The organism is Bradyrhizobium sp. SHOUNA76 (assembly GCF_023006445.1).
GTDB lineage: Bacteria > Pseudomonadota > Alphaproteobacteria > Rhizobiales > Xanthobacteraceae > Bradyrhizobium.
Genome location: NZ_JALBHA010000072.1, coordinates 1 through 18,427, shown reverse-complemented (window position 1 = coordinate 18,427; position 18,427 = coordinate 1). Strand labels below are relative to the sequence as shown.

Genomic DNA, 18,427 nt, shown 5'->3' with positions numbered 1-18,427 from the left:
CGGGCGCGCGCCCTCCTCGCCCAGGCTCAGCGTGACGCCACCGCGGCTCGGGCGGCGCAGGCTGAGCGTAATGTTCTCAAACGACCATTTGCTGCCGCGCTGCTGATCGTCGACGATCAGATTGCCGTTCTTCAGACCGATCTCGTTGAGGTTCTGGCCGTCGAGACCGGTCATGCTCAGACTGTCGAGCCAGTCGAGGCCCTGAAGGATGCCGCTCTGTGCGGTCGCCTGAGGCGCGGCCTGGGAGGCGGCTTGAGATGGATCCTGGGTGGCGGGCTGTGTGGCGAATGGCGGCGGCGGGACGCCGTTGCGCGGGAATGTCGGCGGCAGGCCCGCGTCCTTCTTCGAGGCGACGCCGGTTGCCAGCGGCTTTGCGGTATCGCCAGCGGATACGGTGACAGTGCCGTCGGGCGCGATGCGGATCGCAAGTTCAGCGTCGACGAGATTGAGGCTTTCCGCACGCAGACGCCCCGTCAGCAGGCCCGCACCCGACAGCTTCACCTCGGCCTTCGGCGCGCTCGCGACGACGGCGTGATCGCGGTCGCGGACGATGATGTCACGGATACGGACGGCGATGCGGATCCGGCCGGCCCGCTCGATCTGGGTGCCTCCGATCTCAACCGTATTGCCGTGACCGATATTGTCCTCGATCGCTGCCGCCAGCCACGGCGTTGCGATGTCGAGATTGATGGGACCGGCACCGAGCCGCCACCACAGCGCACCGAAACAGCCGACGAAGATGACGGCGAGAGTCCCGACGACAAGGACGAAACGCTTCAGCCAGCGATCGGCGGACAGCCAACGGCGAAACGCCCCAAACCCGTCACCGAAGCGATGAAAGCCCGAATTGGAACGCGACAACAGCCGGCGCGCGCGATGGCCCGCGGCCGCCTCCTGATCCGGGTCCCAATCGGCATCGTCCCATTCCTGCGGCTGTTGCTCACCGCCGCGCCGATCGAAGTCCCGATTGTAATCCTGGGGCGACTTATTCCTTGCCATTGCCTCTCGATACAGGCGCCCGTCATAGGATTGAGCGCCGCCGGGACCGCAGCCGTCCACGGGACGCGAAGCCCCCTGCGCCGGCATTGCAGCCATACCTCGAATATTCCTGCTGTTCGTCATTTCGCCCCGGGAGCGCGTTCAACGAGCAGTGGGGTAGTACGTGGAATTCCTTGTAACCATACTCCGGCGTCATCAGACTTGCCCAGCCGAGGGCGCGATTCCGGAACGTCGGACGAGAGCTGCAATACCGTTTCGGTTGACCCGCCGAAAGCGTCGAAAGGAAGGCGTATGTCCAAGAAATCCCGAACGAAATCGTCCAAAACGCCCTCCGGCAGTCCGACGGCTAAAAAGAAGACCCTGAAAACACGAGCCTCGACTCAAACAAGGTCCGCGAAAACGCAGCGGACACCGGCCGGCAAATCAACCGGGAGCTTAGCAAAAGCAGGATCACATAAGGCCGCATCGAAACAGTTAAACTCCTCCAAATCAGCATCCGCGCCCGCGAGCGCGAAGTCCGGCCCGGCCGAGGGCCACAAGGCCCCCGCCTTCCGCCTGCCCCGCGACGGCGGCAACGTCGTCACATTGGCCGACTATGCCGGCCAAAAGCTGGTCCTGTTCTTCTACCCCCGTGCCGACACCCCCGGCTGCACCCGGGAGGCGATCGACTTCACCCGCCTGGCCAGCGCTTTCGCGGCAGCCGGCACCGCCGTGATCGGGATCTCGGCCGATCCGTTAAAGGCCCAGGAGAAGTTCCGCGACAAGCACAGCCTCGGTGTCCCGCTGCTCTCAGACGAGCAACATGAGATGCTGGAAGCCTATGGCGCCTGGGGCGAAAAGTCCATGTATGGCAAGAGCTTCCTTGGAATTCTTCGCACCACAATATTGGTCGGGGCTGACGGTAAAGTGGCCAAGGTCTGGCGCAATGTCCGGGTGGACGGGCATGCTGACGCGGTGCTGGAAGCGGCAAGAAGTCTTTAACCAGTCCTTTAAATTCGCGCGTTCCCGTTTCCGGAAAATTAACCATGACCGGCCCAGATTGCTGCGGCAATTAGGCCGTACGGACTCATCCGACCGGCGCGGGAGTGCCGATGTCGAAAAGTTCTGCCCAATTTTCGCAGTACCCCCAACATCATCCTCACGACCACGGACGGGCTTTCCAACGCCGTCCGGCCGTCGCGGCAGCCGCAGCACTCCCCCTTCCCGCGACCGACGACGCCTACACCATCGTCCACGCCGGCAAGCAGGTCCGCTTCGGGCCCGTGGTGTTCTGGATCGTGGTCGGAACGGTGGTGCTGCTCGGTCTCTGGTCGGCGGCGACCGCCACTTATTTTGCTTTCCGTGACGACGTCCTGACCCGGCTGATCGCCCGCCAGGCCGAGATGCAATACGCCTACGAGGACCGCATCGCCGAGCTGCGCGCCAAAGTCGACCGCACCACCAGCCGCCAGCTGCTCGACCAGGAACAGTTCGACCAGAAGCTCGACCAGATCATGAAGCGGCAGACGGCGCTGGAGTCCCGGGCCACGGCGCTCGGGGCCATGCCCGACGTGACCGGCTCGATTCCCCGCGCGACCCCACAGCGCGGCGATTCGAGCCAGATCGCGCCGAAGCCTTCGCCGATCAGCGACACCGTGATCTTCGTGGCACCGCCGGACCGTGAGGCGCGGCTCGAATCGCGCGCGCCGGCCGTCGCGGCAGCGCCGACCAACCAGTTCGCCAAGAACCAGGGCTTCGACAATGTCCTGGTCCGGCTCACGACCTCGCTCGATCAGGTCGAGCGTCGCCAGATGGCGGCGCTCAGCGCCGTCGAGGAAGGCATGGATTCACGCATGCGCCGGATGCGCGGCGTCGTCAGCGATCTCGGCCTCAATCTCGCCAATCTCGAAGCCGCCGTGCCGCGCACGGCGATGGGCGGGCCGTTCGTGCCCGTCAAACTGACGGCCAATGCCGGACCGTTCGAGAAACAGCTCAACCGCATCAACATCACGCGTGCCGAGATGGATCGTCTCAACCGCACACTGGCGCTGGTGCCCTATCGCAAGCCCGTGATCGGCGAGGTCGAGTTCACCTCCGGCTTTGGCGTCCGGAGCGATCCGTTCCTCGGACGGCCCGCGATGCATACCGGGCTCGACTTCCGCGCCGCCAGCGGCGATCCGGTTCGCGTCACCGCCTATGGCAAGGTCGTTTCCGCCGGCTGGTCCGGCGGTTACGGCCGCATGGTCGAGGTCGACCACGGCAATGGGCTTTCGACCCGCTACGGCCATCTCTCCGAGATCAACGTCAAGGTCGGCGAGATCGTGAAGATCGGCCAGGTCGTCGGTCTGGTGGGGTCGACCGGCCGCTCCACCGGCCCGCATCTGCACTACGAGACCCGCATCGAGGGCGAAGCCGTCGATCCGCAGAAGTTCTTGCGCGCCGGTGTGCGCCTCAGCGCGGGCTAGCGCCGGCTCAAAGCTGGCGAGCTACTGGCTGCGCTCGTGCCCGACCTCCCCGGTGATGACGTCGCCGAACAGCTCCCAGGCTTGCCCGTTGAAACGCATCAGCTGCATCTGCTCGATCGGGAAATAATCGTCCGGCGAGGTGTTGACCATGATGCCGGGTAGCATCAGGTCAGTGTGAAAATCCTTCAGGTTTGCCGCTTGCTTCATGACGTTCTCACGGGTGAGATTGTCGCCGCACTGTTTCAACACCTGCGCCATCGCTTCGGCCTGGACATAGCCATAGACGTTGTTGGAATTGGCCTTGTCGCCATCAGGGTAATACTTGTCCATGAACGCGCGCCAATTCACCACGGCGGGATCCTTGTCCCAGGTCGGATCGGTCGGGTCTTTCAGATAGACCGTCGAGATGATGTCCTTGGAATAGTCGAGGCCGGCGGGCTTGAGCACCGAGGCGACCGAGGTCGCGGTGTTGGCCAGGAAGAATTTCGGCTTCCAGCCGAGCTCGCCGACCTTCCGGATCGCCTGCGCCGATCCTTTCGGCGCGGCCCATGAGAAGAAGATGTCGGCGCCGGAATCGTGAAGTGCAACGATCTGCGAGTCGATCGAGGGATCGCTGACCTCGTAGGATTTGTCCGCGATGATCATGCCGGCCTTGTCGCCGAGCCCGTCCTTCAGACCCTTGAACTGGTCCTTGCCGGCGTCGTCGTTCTGCCAGAACACCGCGATCTTGCTGTTGGGGAAATGATCACGGATGTACTTTGCGTAGATTCTCCCCTCGCTCTGGTAGTTGGGTTGGAAGCCCATGGTCCACGGGAAATTCTTGGGGTCACCGAACTTGGTGCCGCCGGACGCGACGAAGAGTTGCGGCACCTTCTTGGCGTTCATGTATTTCATGATCGCGGAATTCGAGGGCGTGCCGAGCGGCTGGAAGATCAGCAGCACTTCGTCGCTCTCGACCAGCTTGCGCGCCTGCTCGATCGCCTTCGGCGGCGAATAGGCGTCGTCATAGCTGATGAAGTTGATCTTGCGTCCGTTGATGCCGCCCTGGTCGTTGATCATCCTGAAATAGGCGGCCTCGGTCTTGCCAATCACACCATAGGACGACGCCGGCCCGCTATAGGGCATGATGTTGCCGATCTTGATCTCGGTGTCGCTGGCGCCGGGGTCGTATTTCTTCTGCGCCAATGCCGGTGCCATGACGAGCACGCCGGCAGCAAACATGGCGAGGGCAGCAAGGTTTTCGCGACGACTTGGCATCGTTCTCTCCCCTATGTTTTTCTAAATAGTCTTGGTTTTGCGGAGAGTGTCGCAAGGCGGCTTGCCGCTGGCAAGCGCTTCGATTTTCCGCAAAATGAAACGAACCTACGTGCCGCGTCGCAGCAGGCTCACTGCGCGCCCGTCAATCACGAGCAAGGCGCTGCCGATGACGATGGCGCCCGCAATCTCCCGCATCGAGATCGGCTCGCCCAGCAGCAGCCATCCCAGCAGAATGGCGGTGACGGGAATGAGCAGCGTCACCAGCACGACGTTGCTCGCACCCGAGCGCCGCAGTATCTGAAAGAAGACGATGTAGGCGAGCGCCGTCGAGAGGCCGGCGAGGCCAAGCACCGCAAGCCAGGTTGTGAGGCTCGGCATCGGCAGACCCCAAGGCTGCTCCACAGCACTCGCAACGAGCGCCATCATCACTGTGGACGCCATCAGCTGAAACGTTGCCGTGCCGAGCGGGGCCGAGTCCTTCAGCAATCGCCGGGCCGCCAGTGCCGCAACGCCATAGCTCAATGCGCCGCCCAGGCAGAGCAGGATGCCGAGCCCCTGCCCGGTCCTGGTCTCGATGCCCCATCCGCGCAGGATGATCACGCCCGCAAGGCCCAGCGCCACACCGGCCACGCGGCGTACCTGCAAAGCCTCCTCGCCCGCCGCCGCCATCACGAGAACCGTGAACAGCGGCGTGGTCGCGTTCAGGATCGAGGCCAGCCCGCTCGGAATGAACGTCTGGCCGATCACGATCAGCGAGAACGGGATGACATTGTTGAGCAGCCCGATCACAACGAATGGCGTCCAACCTGAGATGCTCTTGGGGAAGCCGAGCCCCCGCACGCGCAGGAGTGGCACGAGAATGGCCGCGCCAAGTGCCACGCGCAGAAACACCAGCGTCAGCGGCGGCAATTCCCGCAAAGCGGCGCCGTTGAAGAAGAACGAGCCGCCCCAGAGGATCGAGAGCACCGCGAGCAGCGACCAGTCGCGCGCGTCGATCCGGTTGTCACTCGATGGCATGGGCTCTCACATCCGTGGTCGAGCCCGCGGACCTAGGGCGACGGGGCGAACAGTGCCACCCGATTTCCGATGAAATGCCGGTTTACGAAACCGATGCCGGCAATGAATAGGGCGATCGAATTTGTCCCACGCGATGGTGACCGGCCAGGACGTTTAACTCATGAACCCGATCAGCCCGCGCGGAGGCTGCGCCTTGTCCGTTCAGTTTTCAATAGCGGACATGGCGAGGCGCTTGAGCTGGGAGTGGCCGACCACCACGGGATTGCGCACTCCAAGTTGATCAAAAGCCTTCGCGATGGGCGTCCAGATGCGCGTGCGCGGACGGTCGCTGTAGCCAAACCCTGGCCGGTCGAAGCAAACGACGCGATAATTGTGGGCCAGGTGGTCGACCAAACCGCTTAGGACGAGATCCTGAATCATGGTGCCGTTCCCGTGAAACAGGACCACGCAAGGCGCGGCGGCATCGCCCCGTTCGATACAGTGAAGGCGCACACCGTCGCAATCGGTAAAGACGCCGATAGGCGGATTCGTTCGCTCCGCTGTCACCTGAAACGCGATGTTTGCCGAGGATCAGAACGACAAGTCATTCCTGATCGCGGGTCCCTCGGATTGGTGGCATCTAACCCGCTAAGGGCTGCTGATTTCGCTCCCTCGTTGTGAGCCGCTCTCCCCAGCCGAAAGAACCGTGATCGGCGCGTGCGTGATCCGCGTTTGCGTCCATCCTTTGCCGCAGCGGGTACGGCTTGCAGTTATCGTCCCGGCAGAGCCGTGAGCTCTCGGGGCGGCTTGATGCGCCAGAACGGATATGCCGCCAGTTCGTTCGAATGCTGCGCGAACATATCGACCCGTCTGCTTGTAAACTCCGTAATGACGCCGAAAAATTCAGTTGGTGACCTGATCGTCGCAAGTCTCAGGGCGAATTCGAAAGCAAATTGCGCGTTGGCCCCGGCTATCTCAAGAAGCTTCGCTTGATACGCCTGCATGTTTGCCGTCGCTAAAGCAAAGCCTTTCGTTGGATCGCTATCCGTCATTCTCTGACTGAGGTCATCTACTAAGGCATCGGCCCGAGGCTCAATGATAGAAACCTCGTGTTTAGGATCATCATGAAGCTCAGGAGGCGGTTCGATCGAGACTGCCGCAGCAGAGTGAAGTAAATCCTCTTTTTGGCTTCTAACAACGGCCTGCTTGTTCCGTTGGGCCCGCGCGGCCATTTTCGGATTGCGGGCGCGCTTTGGCGCTGTCGCCGGTTTGCGTTTGCTCATCTGACGCTCCATGAAAATGGGGGGCGACCACAACGGTCATTTCTGAAAGGACAACAGGCTTTGTGACGTGGCGTTCCAAGCCCCGTGCTTTGTTGGAGTCCCGCATGAACTGAGACCAATTGCACGTTCTGCGATGTCGACGATGATTTTAGGTAGCAAGTCCAACCAACAAACGTCTAACTGGCGATCTTCCTGGCCCATGCTCAACGGCGTCAGTCTGAGAACAAGCCAGACTACCCACCGAGCGAATGCTCGAGGAAGAAGCGCAGCATTTCCCTCGTCGCATCCGGCCCTTGCGGATCAGTGTAGGACCCGGCGGGGCTGCCTCCTGACCACGCGTGTCCGGCGCCATCGATGTTCCAGTGTTCGGAAATCGCCCGACCGGCCCCGTCGATCAGGACGGTGCGAGTATAGGCATGGCCGCCAGGTACGCGTCCGCGAAGTACCTTCGTCGTCGGCCGCGTCGCCCTGGCGGACTGCTCGATAATCTGATCGCCATTCTTTGGATGCACCGTAGTGTCGCAATCGCCATGGAAAACGATGGTCGGCACAGAGGTTTTGCCATCCGCAATTGCCTTGGAGCCGCCTCCCTGCCGCATGGCGACGAACGCGGAGGGAAGATCGCTCGCGGCTCCGCACGCGAGGCCCGAATGAATGCCGACCGCCGCATACAGGTCGCTATACGTTGCGCCCATGATGGCGGCGGCGGCCCCGCCGGCCGACAGACCCGCGACGTATACGCGCTTTGGATCGATCGCATGGTCGCGCATGATCTGGCGGGTAATTCCGGCGATCATCGAGGGCTCGCCCCCGCCGCGGCGCTGGTCGCCCGTGCGAAACCAGTTCCAGCACTTCGAATGATTGGCTCCGCTCGGCTGCTCAGGATAGACCACGAAGCAATTCTGCTCTTCCGCCAGGAAGTTCATCCGGGTGCCGGCCGCGAAATCGTCCGGCGACTGGGTGCAGCCATGAAGCATGACGATCAGGGGAAGCCGTTGTCGCTGACAGCGGCTTGGGATGAACAGCTTGTATATCCGGCTTCCCGCGGCGTTACTGAAAGTACCGGCGATAAACCGTGTGCCCTCGGGCATGATGTCCGATGGGGACAGAGGAGCGCGCGTGATCGGACTTCGCAGGCCGAGCCCGGAAAAATCCCCCATGCCGTCGAGCAGTAAGGAGCGTCTGCGTCCCTGAGCAGAGCGGGTCGGCGCAATCTGCGGAGCTTCCCGTTCCTCGACAATTTCGGCCGTGGCGTCGATGGTAAGCGGATCGAGCCGCGGGTGCCGAGCCTGAGAGGCGCCGCGAGACTCCGGTCTTGGAGCGCTACCGCCCTGGAGCATGCGCTGCAGCAGCGCGGTGGCCTCGACCAGTTGGCCAGCACGGGTGAGACGGGTTGCTTCGCGGACTATGTCTTGATTCAGCATCGTTCACCTCGTTCTGTCGGCGAGAGCGGCCTTGACCGCGGGAGTGGCGTGAAGGGCCCCCAGCACCGAGACCGACGCGATTGTGGCGCGAGCCAACTCGGGAGTGACGTCCTGGGCGATGGTGGCTAAGCCCAAAACATTGATCTGCAGCATCTCGCCGGCGCGCCGCGCCGCTTCGAGATCCTCGCGAGTGTAGTTGCGCAGCCCGAGGTCCAGTTTCTTCCGGGCCGTGGATCGTCTGACGACCTCTACGTGGCGCTCGAGCTGGTTCCGGATTGCTGTCCGGATGAAATCGGTCCGGTTCGAATAGAACCCTTCCTGCACCATAAGATCGACGTGACCGAGGTCGACATAGCCAAGGTTGATCGTGATCTTCTCGGTGTCGGGGGCCTTGGGTCGCAGCTCGCGCACATTATCGGCCATAGCTAACATCCATTCTTACCATCCCTCTGGATGGTATATGGATGTCACCTAGATACTTCCAAGCGCCTTTCAAGGGCGAAGGACGGCTTTGGGGTCAATGGCTGCCTTGCTCCGCTCGCATCGCCCTGTTCGGGTCGCCTTCAGGAAGCAGACCTAGCTGCACTCAGAGCTAAGGTCAGGGATGGGCCACAAGCCGCCGAATACCTTCAAGGTCGGAGACTTTCGCTTTGCCTTGCTAAGCTGAAGTTTATGAGCACACGCCCTAAAGCATGATCCGGAAAAGTGCGCAGCGGTTTTCCGAAAAGATCATGCTTAAACAACAACCTAAAGCGCGGTGACGATTCATCCTAATCGCATCGCGCTTTAGGACCGCTTCTTCGGCCGCGACACCAGCTCGATCATCCTGCCTTCATCATCATCCGGCATCGCAGCCTTCGCCTGCGCGTAAGACTCGACCGCGGCACGCGAGACCAGCGGCTTGTCCGCCAGCAGGCTCTCCGCGAGCTTCACCGCATAGGCTGCATCCTTGTGCCGCAGCGCTGCCGTGAAGGTCGCGCCGGAAAAATCGCGGGCGACCATGCGCTTGGAGTGACGCTGCACCTGGGGGCTTGCGGCCACGCCCGCCTGGATCGATTCCAGCACAAGATTCATGTCGAGCCCGGCCTGCTCGGCGATCGCGAGGCCCTCGGCGAGCCCGGCGATCTGGATCGCGCCCATGAGGTTGTTGATCAGCTTGTAGACCGTGCCGGTGCCGACGGCGCCGAAATGGCGGATGGTCGAGCCGATTGGTTCGAGATAAGGCCGCGCGCGCTCGAGATCGGCCGCGTCGGCGCCGGCCAAGAGCGTCAACTTCCCGGCCGCGGCCGCGTCTGGCAATCCGGTTACGGGACAGTCGATGTAGATCAGCCCGCGCGCGTTGAGCTCGCGGCCCATCTCGCGGGCGTGGTCATAAGAGACGGTCGAGCATTCGATCGCGATGGTGCCTGATTTCGCGGTCTTGGCTGCGCCCTTCGGCCCGAGCCAGACTGCGCGGGAGGCTTCGTCGTCCGCCACCATGGTCACGACGGCGTCGGCATCGATCGCGGCATCCTCAGGCGAGGTCGCCCAGTGCGCGCCGCGCGCGATCAGGTCGTCAGCCTTGGCCTTGCTGCGATTCCACAGCGTCACCGTGAAGCCGGCATCGAGATAGCGGCCGGCCATACCGTGGCCCATCCGTCCAAGCCCGATGAAGGCGATGCGGGGCATGATCAGTCCACGTCCTCAATGTCGGCACCCGTGGTCCCGAAGGCGCGTTGCGCCAAGGTCGCGGCCATGAAGTCGTCGAGCTCGCCGTTGAGAACGCCCGACGTGTCGGAGGTCTGCACGCCCGTGCGCAGGTCTTTCACCATCTGGTAGGGCTGGAGCACATAGGATCGGATCTGGTGGCCCCAACCGATATCGGTCTTGGCAGCCTGGTCGGCAGCGGCCTTCTCCTCGCGCTTCTTCAGCTCGATCTCGTAGAGGCGCGCGCGCAGCATGTCCCAGGCCTGGGCCCGGTTCTTGTGCTGGGAGCGGCCGGCCTGGCAGACCACCGCGACACCAGTCGGAATATGCGTCAGCCGCACCGCGGATTCGGTCTTGTTGACGTGCTGGCCGCCGGCACCGCCCGAGCGCATGGTATCGACGCGGACGTCGGATTCCTTGATGTCGATCTTGATGCTGTCGTCGATGACGGGAAACACCTGCACGCTCGAGAACGAGGTGTGCCGCCGTGCGTTGGAATCGAACGGCGAGATGCGGACGAGGCGGTGCACGCCAGCTTCGGTCTTCAGCCAGCCATAGGCGTTGTGGCCCGAGACCTGGATGGTCGCCGACTTGATGCCGGCCTCTTCACCTTCGGACTCTTCCAGGAACTCGACCTTGAAGCCGTGCGTCTCGGCCCAGCGCGTGTACATGCGCAGCAGCATCTGCGCCCAGTCCTGGCTCTCGGTGCCCCCGGCGCCGGCGTGGACTTCGAGATAGGAATCGAAACGGTCGGCCTCGCCCGACAGCAGCGCTTCGAGCTCGCGCCGCGCGACTTCCTTCTTGAGGTTCTTCAGTGCAGCTTCAGCTTCCTTGACGACGCCCTCATCGCCCTCGGCTTCGCCGAGCTCGATCATGCCGATATCGTCTTCGAGCTCCTGCTCGACCTTGCCGATGCCGCCAAGCGAATCCTCCAGCGAGGTCCGCTCCTGCATCAGCTTCTGGGCCTTCTGGGGATCGTTCCAGAGGTTGGGATCTTCTGCGAGCTTGTTCAGCTCAGCGAGGCGCGCCGTCGATTTCTCGACGTCAAAGATGCCTCCTCAGCAGCCCGACTGACTGCTTGATCTCTTCTACCAACCGTTCGATTTCGGCGCGCATGTGGTTCTCTGATCTCGCGGAATTGGTCCGCGTTCGATTGCAACGGGATGTAACGGCGGCAGCGCCAAAGCGCAACCGCCTGGGACCTCAGCGGTCGGCGTTATCCGGCCTCAGTACAGTCCGCCGGTGCCGGGCCGCATGAAGAAGCCGGAATCCGGCTGCTGCTGCTGCGAGGCCGGCATCCGCCCGTCGGCGTCGGCAACGCCGATGACCGAATAATTGTCCGGCGGCGCCGTGCCCGGCTTGAAGGCTTCAAGGATGGTCCCGCCGGTCTCACCGGGACCTGCGCGCATACCGGTCTTGGAGACGACGCGCACGAGCTTGATGCCGGCAGGCACCTTGAACGGAACCGCGGGCTTGTCGGCAAGCGCGAGCTTGAGGAAATCGCGCGCGATGGGAGCCGCCAGATGGCCGCCGGTTGCGGCATTGCCCTTCCCCAGCGGCCGCGGCTTGTCGTAGCCCATATAGATGGCGACGGCGACGTCGGGCGAGAAGCCGACGAACCAGGCGTCCTTGGCCTCGTTGGTGGTACCGGTCTTGCCGGCGACGGGCTTGCCGACTTCCTTGATGACGGTGGCCGTACCGGCCTGCACCACGCCTTCCATCAGTTCGGTGATCTGATAGGCGGTCATGGAGTCCAGCACCTGCTCGCGGCGGTCGATCAGCTGCGGCTCAGGCTGGCTCTTCCAGCCGCCCGGCGCGTCGCAGCCGCGGCATTCGCGCTGGTCGTGCTTGAAGATGGTGTGGCCGTAGCGGTCCTGAATACGGTCGATCAGCGTCGGCTTCACCCGGCGACCGCCATTGGCGAGCATCGAATAGGCCGTCACCATTCGCATCGCCGTCGTCTCGCCGGCGCCCAGCGCGTAGGAGAGATAGTTCGGCAGTTCGTCATAGACGCCGAAGCGGCGGGCATATTCGCCGATCAAGGGCATGCCGATGTCCTGCGCGAGGCGCACCGTCACCGTGTTGAGGGACTGCCGCAGCGCGTTGCGCAGCGTCACCGGTCCCTGGAACTTACCCGAGGAGAAGTTCTCCGGCCGCCACACGCCTGCGCCCTGCCCCTGATCGATTTCGATGGGTGCGTCGAGCACGACGGTCGAGGGCGTATAGCCGTTGTCGAGCGCAGCCGAATATACGATCGGCTTGAACGACGACCCCGGCTGCCGGTAGGCCTGCGTCGCGCGGTTGAACTGGCTTTGGTCGAACGAGAAGCCGCCGACCATCGCGAGCACCCGGCCGGTCCAGGGATCCATCGCTACCATGGCGCCGGACACTTCGGGGATCTGGCGCAGCCGATACTGGCCTTCGACCGGCTGTCCCTCCTTGCTGTAGAGCGGATCGGCATAGATCACGTCACCGGGCGCTAGCACCTGCGCCACGGACGTTGGCGTCTTGCCCCTGGCATTGCCCTGGGCCGCCCGCGCCCAGCGCACGCCATCGAGTGTGACGAGGCCGGTCTCGCGCTGCTTGCTGATGGCGCCGCCAAGTTCGCGGCTGGGCTGGAAGCCGATGCGCGCCGACTGGTCGCTGGTCTCCAGCACCACCGCCATGCGCCACGGCGAGATGTCGGAGAGTGATTTGATCTCGGCGAGCTTGACGCCCCAATCGCCCGAAATATCGAGCTTGCTCATGGCGCCGCGATAGCCCTGCTGCTCGTCATAGTTCACGAGGCCCGAGACCATGGCCTTGCGCGCCATCACCTGGATCTTCGGATCGAGCGTGGTGCGGACGGAGAGACCGCCCTCGTAGAGCTTCTTCTCGCCATAGCGCTCGAAGATGTCGCGACGGACTTCTTCGGCAAAATATTCGCCGGCGAAGGTGTGGGCGCCGTTGGAGCGGTTGGTGACGGCCAGCGGCTCCTTGCGCGACTTGTCGGCGTCGGCCTGCTTGATCCAGCCGTTCTCGACGAGACGATCGATCACGTAATTGCGGCGCTCGATGGCGCGGTCGCGGTTGCGAACCGGATGCAGCGTCGCCGGCATCTTCGGCAGCGCGGCCAGGTAGGACGCTTCCGCAACCGTCAGCTCGTTCACCGACTTGTCGAAATAGACCAGCGAAGCGGCTGCGATGCCGTAGGCGCCGAGGCCGAGATAGATTTCGTTCAGATACAGCTCGAGGATCTTGTCCTTCGAGTAGGTCTTCTCGATCCGCATCGCCAGCAAGGCTTCCTTGATCTTGCGGGCGAAGGAGACCTCGTTGGTCAGCAGGAAGTTCTTCGCGACCTGCTGGGTGATCGTGGAAGCGCCCTGCGGACGGCGGTTGGAGCCGTAGTTCTGGATGTAGACAACGCCGGCGCGCGCCATGCCGGTGTAGTCGATGCCGCCATGCTCGTAGAAATTCTTGTCCTCGGCCGCCAGGAACGCGTTGATCACTAGCTTGGGCACGGCCTGGATCGGCAGATACAGCCGCCGCTCCTTGGCGTATTCGCCGAGCAGCGAACCGTCGACCGCGTGCACGCGGGTCATCACCGGTGGCTCGTAATCCTGAAGCTGAGAGTAGTCCGGCAAGTCCTTGGAGAAATGCCAGATCAGGCCTGCCACGGCCCCGACACCGACAAGGAACATCACCGTTCCCGCGGCGAACAGGAAGCCCATGAACCGCACCAGCAAGCGCATTATGTGTTTATCCGTTCAAACTCTGGATCAGCCCAGTATCAGCCCCTTGGCGCCCCAAACAGGCGCCAACTTCACGTCGCGAATTCACCGGCTTACGCAATACCATCAGTGCCGGACTTAAGACGCTTGCCGAACGGGGTTCTCGCCGATTCCGGAACCCCCTGCGGCATTTTTATAAAGCGCCCGCTGTGGCCAAACTAGGGCTATTGCGAAGGGACGGAAAAACCCTTTCAGTTTGAAGACCCCCAGGGTCGCCCAATGGGCGATCCCGAGGTCGTCAATTTGACGATCCCCGGGTCCCGGGTCGTCAATTTGACGATCCCGCCGTGGCCAACCGCTTGGTCAAAAACCCGTCGATGGCCTGCGCCATCGAGCCCACAGCGCGGGACCGCCAGCCCTCGGAGACCAGATGCTCGAGGTCACCCTTGTTGGAGACATAACCGATCTCGACCAGCACCGAGGGCACGTCGGGCGCCTTCAGGACCCGGAAACCGGCCGACTTCAGGGGATGCTTGTGCATCCGCACCGTCGACTTCATTTCACCCATCAAAAGGCGAGCGAAACGGTTTGAAAAGGTGCGGGTTTCTCGCTGCGTGAGGTCGATCAGGATGTCGGCGACGTCGGTCGGCTCCTCCGCCAGGTTGAAGCCGGCGATCGCATCTGCTCGGTTTTCCGCATCCGCCAGCCGCTGGGCCTCGGCGTCGGACGCTTTGTCGGACAGCGTATAGATGGTCGCGCCCTGCGCATCGCCCTCGGCACGAGGCAGCGCGTCGGCATGAATCGAGACGAACAAGGCGGCCTTGAGATTGCGGGCGATCTTGGTCCGGTCATTGAGCGGAATGAAGGTGTCGTCATCCCGCGTCATGACCACACGGTATTTACCGGCCTTCTCCAGCTTGTCGCGCAGCGCCAGCCCAAAGGCCAGCACCAGGTTCTTCTCGCTCTCGCCGCTCGACTGCGTGCCATTGTCGATGCCGCCATGGCCGGGATCGATCACGACCACCGGGCGGCCGTCGGCCTTCTGCTGCGCCGTTTCCGGGGCTGTCGTCGCGGGAGCCGGCGCAGGCTTCGCCTCGGCGATGGTGGGCCGCAGCTCGGGACGATTTTCCGACGCGAGCGACTGCGCGAAGGCGGCACGGTCGACCTCTTCCAGCTCCAGCACAAGCCGGGCCGGCTGGCCGTTGGCCGCCTCCACCACGTAGGACTTCGCGATCCTGGCCGGTCCCGTCAGGTCGAACACGATTCGCGAGCCGCCGGGCATGACGAGCCCGTAGCGGAACGCCTTGACCAGTCCACGCCCCCCGGCGGCCCCTGTGCCCGCTGGCAGCTGAAAATTGACCTGCGGCACGTCAACGACCACCCGGTACGGGTCGGCCAGCGTGACGGCACGGAAGGTTATGGCCTGGTCGATGTCGAGAATGAAGCGAGTCTGCTTGCCGTCGCCGGCCAGCCGGGCGGCCGAGGCAACCGGGAAATTCGCTACCGCAACAGCGGGTTGCGGCTGGCTTTCCGCCGCCCTCAGGCGCGAGGAATCAGCACATGGCAATGCTGCAGCGCACAGTAGCGCGCATCCCAGCAGAATCCGTCGATTTGTGCGGCTCGCCACCGATTCCGTGCCTCCGAGCAGCCCTTTTAACGCAATAGAACCACAGGGTTAATCGATCCTTAATGACGGAAACACGAAACTCGCTGACTGTGACCGCCGTGCGACGCTCCCTTGCACGTATGGCTCATTCCTCGTATGTACGGAATGCTGACGGCCGATATTTCCGGTTGTGTCGCATTCAGCCTCCCGGTGCATCGCCGGAACTCTCAAGGTTTGAGAATTCCAGCGTTTTCCGTTCCCCTCTAAGACCAGCGCGGTGCGCGGCAGCGAGATGGAACGGGTCAAGCGTCGGCGGCGGACGGTCCTAGGTTACCACTCGCGTGACCGGGACAGTTCTGACAGCGACGTAACCCATTACCCGGTCCCTTGATCCCAAGGGAGCGGTTCGTGATCCCAAGGCGAGCGCGCTCGCGCCATGCCTGGCCAGCAGCAACTGATTGAAGGGCGGCCTCGCCGCCCAATGTTTCATACGGGCCGACGCTTGATGCGCCAGACTGTGCCGACGAATTCTGAAGGACCATTCGCGACGCTGCGGAGTGAAAATCCCGCACGCCGCCTTGATCCTGAAGCTTCCGGTTCGGCAAGGCGCGAGAGACGGCGTTTCGGCCTTCCCCTCACCCCCGAATCAGGTGGACCGTCGCGTCACCCGGCGGCGCGATACGCGCCCACGGTGAATCGCGCCCGCCGCCGCCAAGAGTTAAGACATGCCCAACAAGATGTTGATCGATGCCACCCACCCGGAAGAGACCCGGGTCGTCGTGGTCCGCGGCAATCGCGTCGAAGAGTTTGATTTCGAGACCGCGCAACGCAAGCAACTGCGCGGGAATATCTACCTCGCCAAGGTCACAAGGGTCGAACCCTCGCTCCAGGCCGCCTTCGTCGAATATGGCGGCAACCGCCACGGCTTCCTCGCCTTCAGCGAAATCCATCCCGATTACTACCAGATTCCGGTCGCGGACCGGCAGGCGCTGATCGAGGCCGAGGAACAGGCCCATCGCGAGGCCGAGGAGGAGAGCGAGAACCGCTCCCACGGCCGCCGCCGTTCGCGCCACCGCAACTCACGCCGCCGTAGTCACGGCGAACGCGTCCGCAGCGACATCGTCGAAGGCGCCGATCCCGCGGCCCAGCCGGTCCAGGGCCAGGCCCTGCCCGAAGGCGCTTCGCACGAGGGCGAGCACCTGCACGCCGGCGCGGAGCACCACGGCGAGCACGAAGGCCACGATCATCACGATCATGACCACGAAGGACATGATCACCACGGACATGATCACCAAGAGCATGATCACCAAGGACATGGGCACGACGACCATCATCATGCCCAGGGTGACGAACATCACTCTCACGATCATGACGACCATGGTCATCACGGCGAGCACGATCATCGCGACCACGATTATGCGGACGAGACGCCTGCGCCTGTCGCAGCAATCGGCGCCGAGCCCGTGGTCGCCACCGGGGTTGTTGCCGAGCCGCAAGAGCTTGCCTCCGAAGCACACGCCGAGGATCTCGCCGCGGCCGTGACGTCAGCCGCTGAACCGGCCGACGCCGTGTACGCCGTCGGCGAGAGCGCCGAGGCTCCCCGTCACGAAGCCGAAGCGGCCGGAGACGACGACGCCGAGGAAGACGAAGACGACGAGGAAGCCGAAGAGGAAGTCGTCGAATCCGTGGGCGGAGACGACGTGCTGGAGGAAGTGCCGGAGCGCACCTTCCGGCCGCGGCGCCAGTACAAGATCCAGGAAGTCATCAAGCGCCGCCAGGTGATGCTGGTGCAGGTCGTCAAGGAAGAGCGCGGCAACAAGGGCGCGGCGCTGACGACCTACCTGTCGCTCGCCGGCCGCTATGCCGTGTTGATGCCGAATACCGCACGCGGCGGCGGCATCAGCCGCAAGATCACCAGTGCCCAGGACCGTTCGCGCCTGAAGGAAGTGGTGCAGGATCTCGACGTGCCCGAGGGCATGGGCATCATCCTGCGCACCGCCGGCGCCGCCCGCACCAAGCCCGAGATCAAGCGCGACTTCGAATATCTGATCCGGATGTGGGAGACGGTGCGCGACCTCACGCTGAACTCGCAGGCTCCGACCCTCGTCTACGAGGAAGGCTCGCTGATCAAGCGCTCGCTGCGCGACCTCTACAACAAGGAGATCGACGAGATCTCGGTGGCAGGTGAATCCGGCTACCGTGAAGCGCGCGACTTCATGAAGATGCTGATGCCCGCCAACGTCAGCGCCGTGAAGCAGTATCGCGACGGCCAGCCGCTGTTCTCGCGCATGGGCGTTGAGAGCCAGCTGGACGCGATGTTCTCACCGACCGTGCAACTGCGCTCCGGCGGCTACATCGTGATCAACCAGACCGAGGCGCTGGTCTCGATCGACGTCAACTCCGGACGATCGACGCGCGAGCACCATATCGAGGACACCGCGCTCAAGACCAATCTGGAGGCGGCCGAAGAGGTCGCCCGCCAGCTTCGCTTGCGCGACCTCGCCGGCCTGATCGTCATCGACTTCATCGACATGGACGAGAAGCGCAACAATCGCGCGGTCGAGCGCAAGCTGTCCGATTGCCTCAGGCAGGATCGCGCGCGCATCCAGGTCGGCCGCATCTCCCATTTCGGCCTGCTCGAGATGTCGCGCCAGCGCATCCGCGCCAGCGTGCTCGAGAGCTCGACCGATCCGTGCCCGCATTGCGGCGGCACCGGCCACGTCCGCTCGGTGTCCTCGGTGGCGCTCCAGTTGCTGCGCGGCCTCGAAGAGATCCTGATGAAGGGCGCGACCCACAATCTCGTGGTCCGCACCCGCACCGACGTCGCGCTCTATGTGCTCAACCACAAGCGCGGCCATCTGCGTGATCTCGAGAACGGCTTCAAGGTCACCCTCTCGGTGATCGCAGATCCCAGCGTCAGCGGGCCGCAGGCCTATCTCATCGACCGCGGCGAGCAGGTGCATACGCTGGAGGCCGCCAAGGCGCTGCTCGTGGCGCAGGCCGCCGCGAGCCCGCCGCCCCT

12 protein-coding genes and 2 pseudogenes are annotated in these 18,427 nt (G+C 63.5%); 3 read left to right on the top strand and 11 right to left on the bottom strand.

From position 1 onward, the window contains the following. Positions 1-1,086 (bottom strand): annotated as a pseudogene (locus MOV74_RS11610) (hypothetical protein); the annotation flags it as partial. A gap of 204 nt (positions 1,087-1,290) precedes the next feature. Here MOV74_RS11610 and MOV74_RS11605 point away from each other — a divergent pair. After that, the gene (locus MOV74_RS11605) at positions 1,291-1,980 is read left to right on the top strand and encodes a peroxiredoxin (RefSeq protein WP_246921681.1); all 690 of its coding nucleotides are present in this window, start codon (positions 1,291-1,293) and stop codon (positions 1,978-1,980) included. Positions 1,981-2,090: 110 nt separating this feature from the next. Next, positions 2,091-3,443: a M23 family metallopeptidase gene (locus MOV74_RS11600; RefSeq protein ID WP_246921678.1), complete on the top strand. Its 1,353-nt coding sequence runs from the start codon at positions 2,091-2,093 to the stop codon at positions 3,441-3,443. Positions 3,444-3,464: 21 nt separating this feature from the next. Here MOV74_RS11600 and MOV74_RS11595 read toward each other — a convergent pair whose 3' ends face one another. The 10 genes and pseudogenes from MOV74_RS11595 to MOV74_RS11550 form a co-directional block, all read right to left on the bottom strand. Continuing rightward, positions 3,465-4,700 (bottom strand): ABC transporter substrate-binding protein, encoded by a 1,236-nt coding sequence (locus MOV74_RS11595; protein WP_246921676.1) that lies wholly within the window; start codon positions 4,698-4,700, stop codon positions 3,465-3,467. A 105-nt stretch (positions 4,701-4,805) separates the two neighbouring features. Continuing rightward, on the bottom strand, positions 4,806-5,717 hold the full coding sequence (locus MOV74_RS11590) for a DMT family transporter (protein WP_246921674.1): 912 nt from the start codon (positions 5,715-5,717) through the stop codon (positions 4,806-4,808). Positions 5,718-5,957: 240 nt separating this feature from the next. Next, a pseudogene (locus tag MOV74_RS41275) lies at positions 5,958-6,291 on the bottom strand (alpha/beta fold hydrolase); the annotation flags it as partial. Positions 6,292-6,466: 175 nt separating this feature from the next. Beyond that, positions 6,467-6,979 (bottom strand): phasin family protein, encoded by a 513-nt coding sequence (locus tag MOV74_RS11580; protein WP_246921670.1) that lies wholly within the window; start codon positions 6,977-6,979, stop codon positions 6,467-6,469. Between the two features lie 233 nt (positions 6,980-7,212). Next, positions 7,213-8,403, bottom strand: coding sequence for a PHB depolymerase family esterase (locus MOV74_RS11575; protein WP_246921668.1), 1,191 nt, complete (start codon positions 8,401-8,403; stop codon positions 7,213-7,215). Positions 8,404-8,406: 3 nt separating this feature from the next. Further along, the gene (locus MOV74_RS11570; RefSeq protein WP_246921666.1) at positions 8,407-8,826 is read right to left on the bottom strand and encodes a CopG family transcriptional regulator; all 420 of its coding nucleotides are present in this window, start codon (positions 8,824-8,826) and stop codon (positions 8,407-8,409) included. A gap of 363 nt (positions 8,827-9,189) precedes the next feature. Further along, on the bottom strand, positions 9,190-10,071 hold the full coding sequence (locus MOV74_RS11565) for an NAD(P)-dependent oxidoreductase (protein ID WP_246921664.1): 882 nt from the start codon (positions 10,069-10,071) through the stop codon (positions 9,190-9,192). A 2-nt stretch (positions 10,072-10,073) separates the two neighbouring features. Further along, positions 10,074-11,205 (bottom strand): peptide chain release factor 2 gene (gene prfB, locus MOV74_RS11560; protein ID WP_246921661.1). Its coding sequence is split into 2 segments (ribosomal slippage): positions 10,074-11,135 and positions 11,137-11,205, totalling 1,131 coding nucleotides; the frame shifts between segments, so codons are not numbered across the junction. A 110-nt stretch (positions 11,206-11,315) separates the two neighbouring features. After that, positions 11,316-13,820, bottom strand: a complete 2,505-nt coding sequence (locus MOV74_RS11555; RefSeq protein WP_246921657.1) for a penicillin-binding protein 1A — start codon at positions 13,818-13,820, stop codon at positions 11,316-11,318. A 307-nt stretch (positions 13,821-14,127) separates the two neighbouring features. Further along, positions 14,128-15,426 carry an N-acetylmuramoyl-L-alanine amidase gene (locus MOV74_RS11550; RefSeq protein ID WP_246921653.1) on the bottom strand — a complete coding sequence of 433 codons (1,299 nt, stop codon included), beginning with the start codon at positions 15,424-15,426 and terminating at the stop codon, positions 14,128-14,130. A 704-nt stretch (positions 15,427-16,130) separates the two neighbouring features. Here MOV74_RS11550 and MOV74_RS11545 point away from each other — a divergent pair. Further along, a partial coding sequence (locus tag MOV74_RS11545) for a ribonuclease E/G (protein WP_246921650.1) occupies positions 16,131-18,427 on the top strand: 2,297 nt, incomplete at its 3' end.

Bases quoted from the DNA above. Each gene is read 5' to 3' on its own strand.
- MOV74_RS11605 (WP_246921681.1), top strand. From the start codon at position 1,291: ATGTCCAAGAAATCCCGAACGAAATCGTCCAAAACGCCCTCCGGCAGT.
- MOV74_RS11600 (WP_246921678.1), top strand. From the start codon at position 2,091: ATGTCGAAAAGTTCTGCCCAATTTTCGCAGTACCCCCAACATCATCCT.
- MOV74_RS11595 (WP_246921676.1), bottom strand. From the start codon at position 4,700: ATGCCAAGTCGTCGCGAAAACCTTGCTGCCCTCGCCATGTTTGCTGCC.
- MOV74_RS11590 (WP_246921674.1), bottom strand. From the start codon at position 5,717: ATGCCATCGAGTGACAACCGGATCGACGCGCGCGACTGGTCGCTGCTC.
- MOV74_RS11580 (WP_246921670.1), bottom strand. From the start codon at position 6,979: ATGAGCAAACGCAAACCGGCGACAGCGCCAAAGCGCGCCCGCAATCCG.
- MOV74_RS11575 (WP_246921668.1), bottom strand. From the start codon at position 8,403: ATGCTGAATCAAGACATAGTCCGCGAAGCAACCCGTCTCACCCGTGCT.
- MOV74_RS11570 (WP_246921666.1), bottom strand. From the start codon at position 8,826: ATGGCCGATAATGTGCGCGAGCTGCGACCCAAGGCCCCCGACACCGAG.
- MOV74_RS11565 (WP_246921664.1), bottom strand. From the start codon at position 10,071: ATGCCCCGCATCGCCTTCATCGGGCTTGGACGGATGGGCCACGGTATG.
- MOV74_RS11555 (WP_246921657.1), bottom strand. From the start codon at position 13,820: ATGCGCTTGCTGGTGCGGTTCATGGGCTTCCTGTTCGCCGCGGGAACG.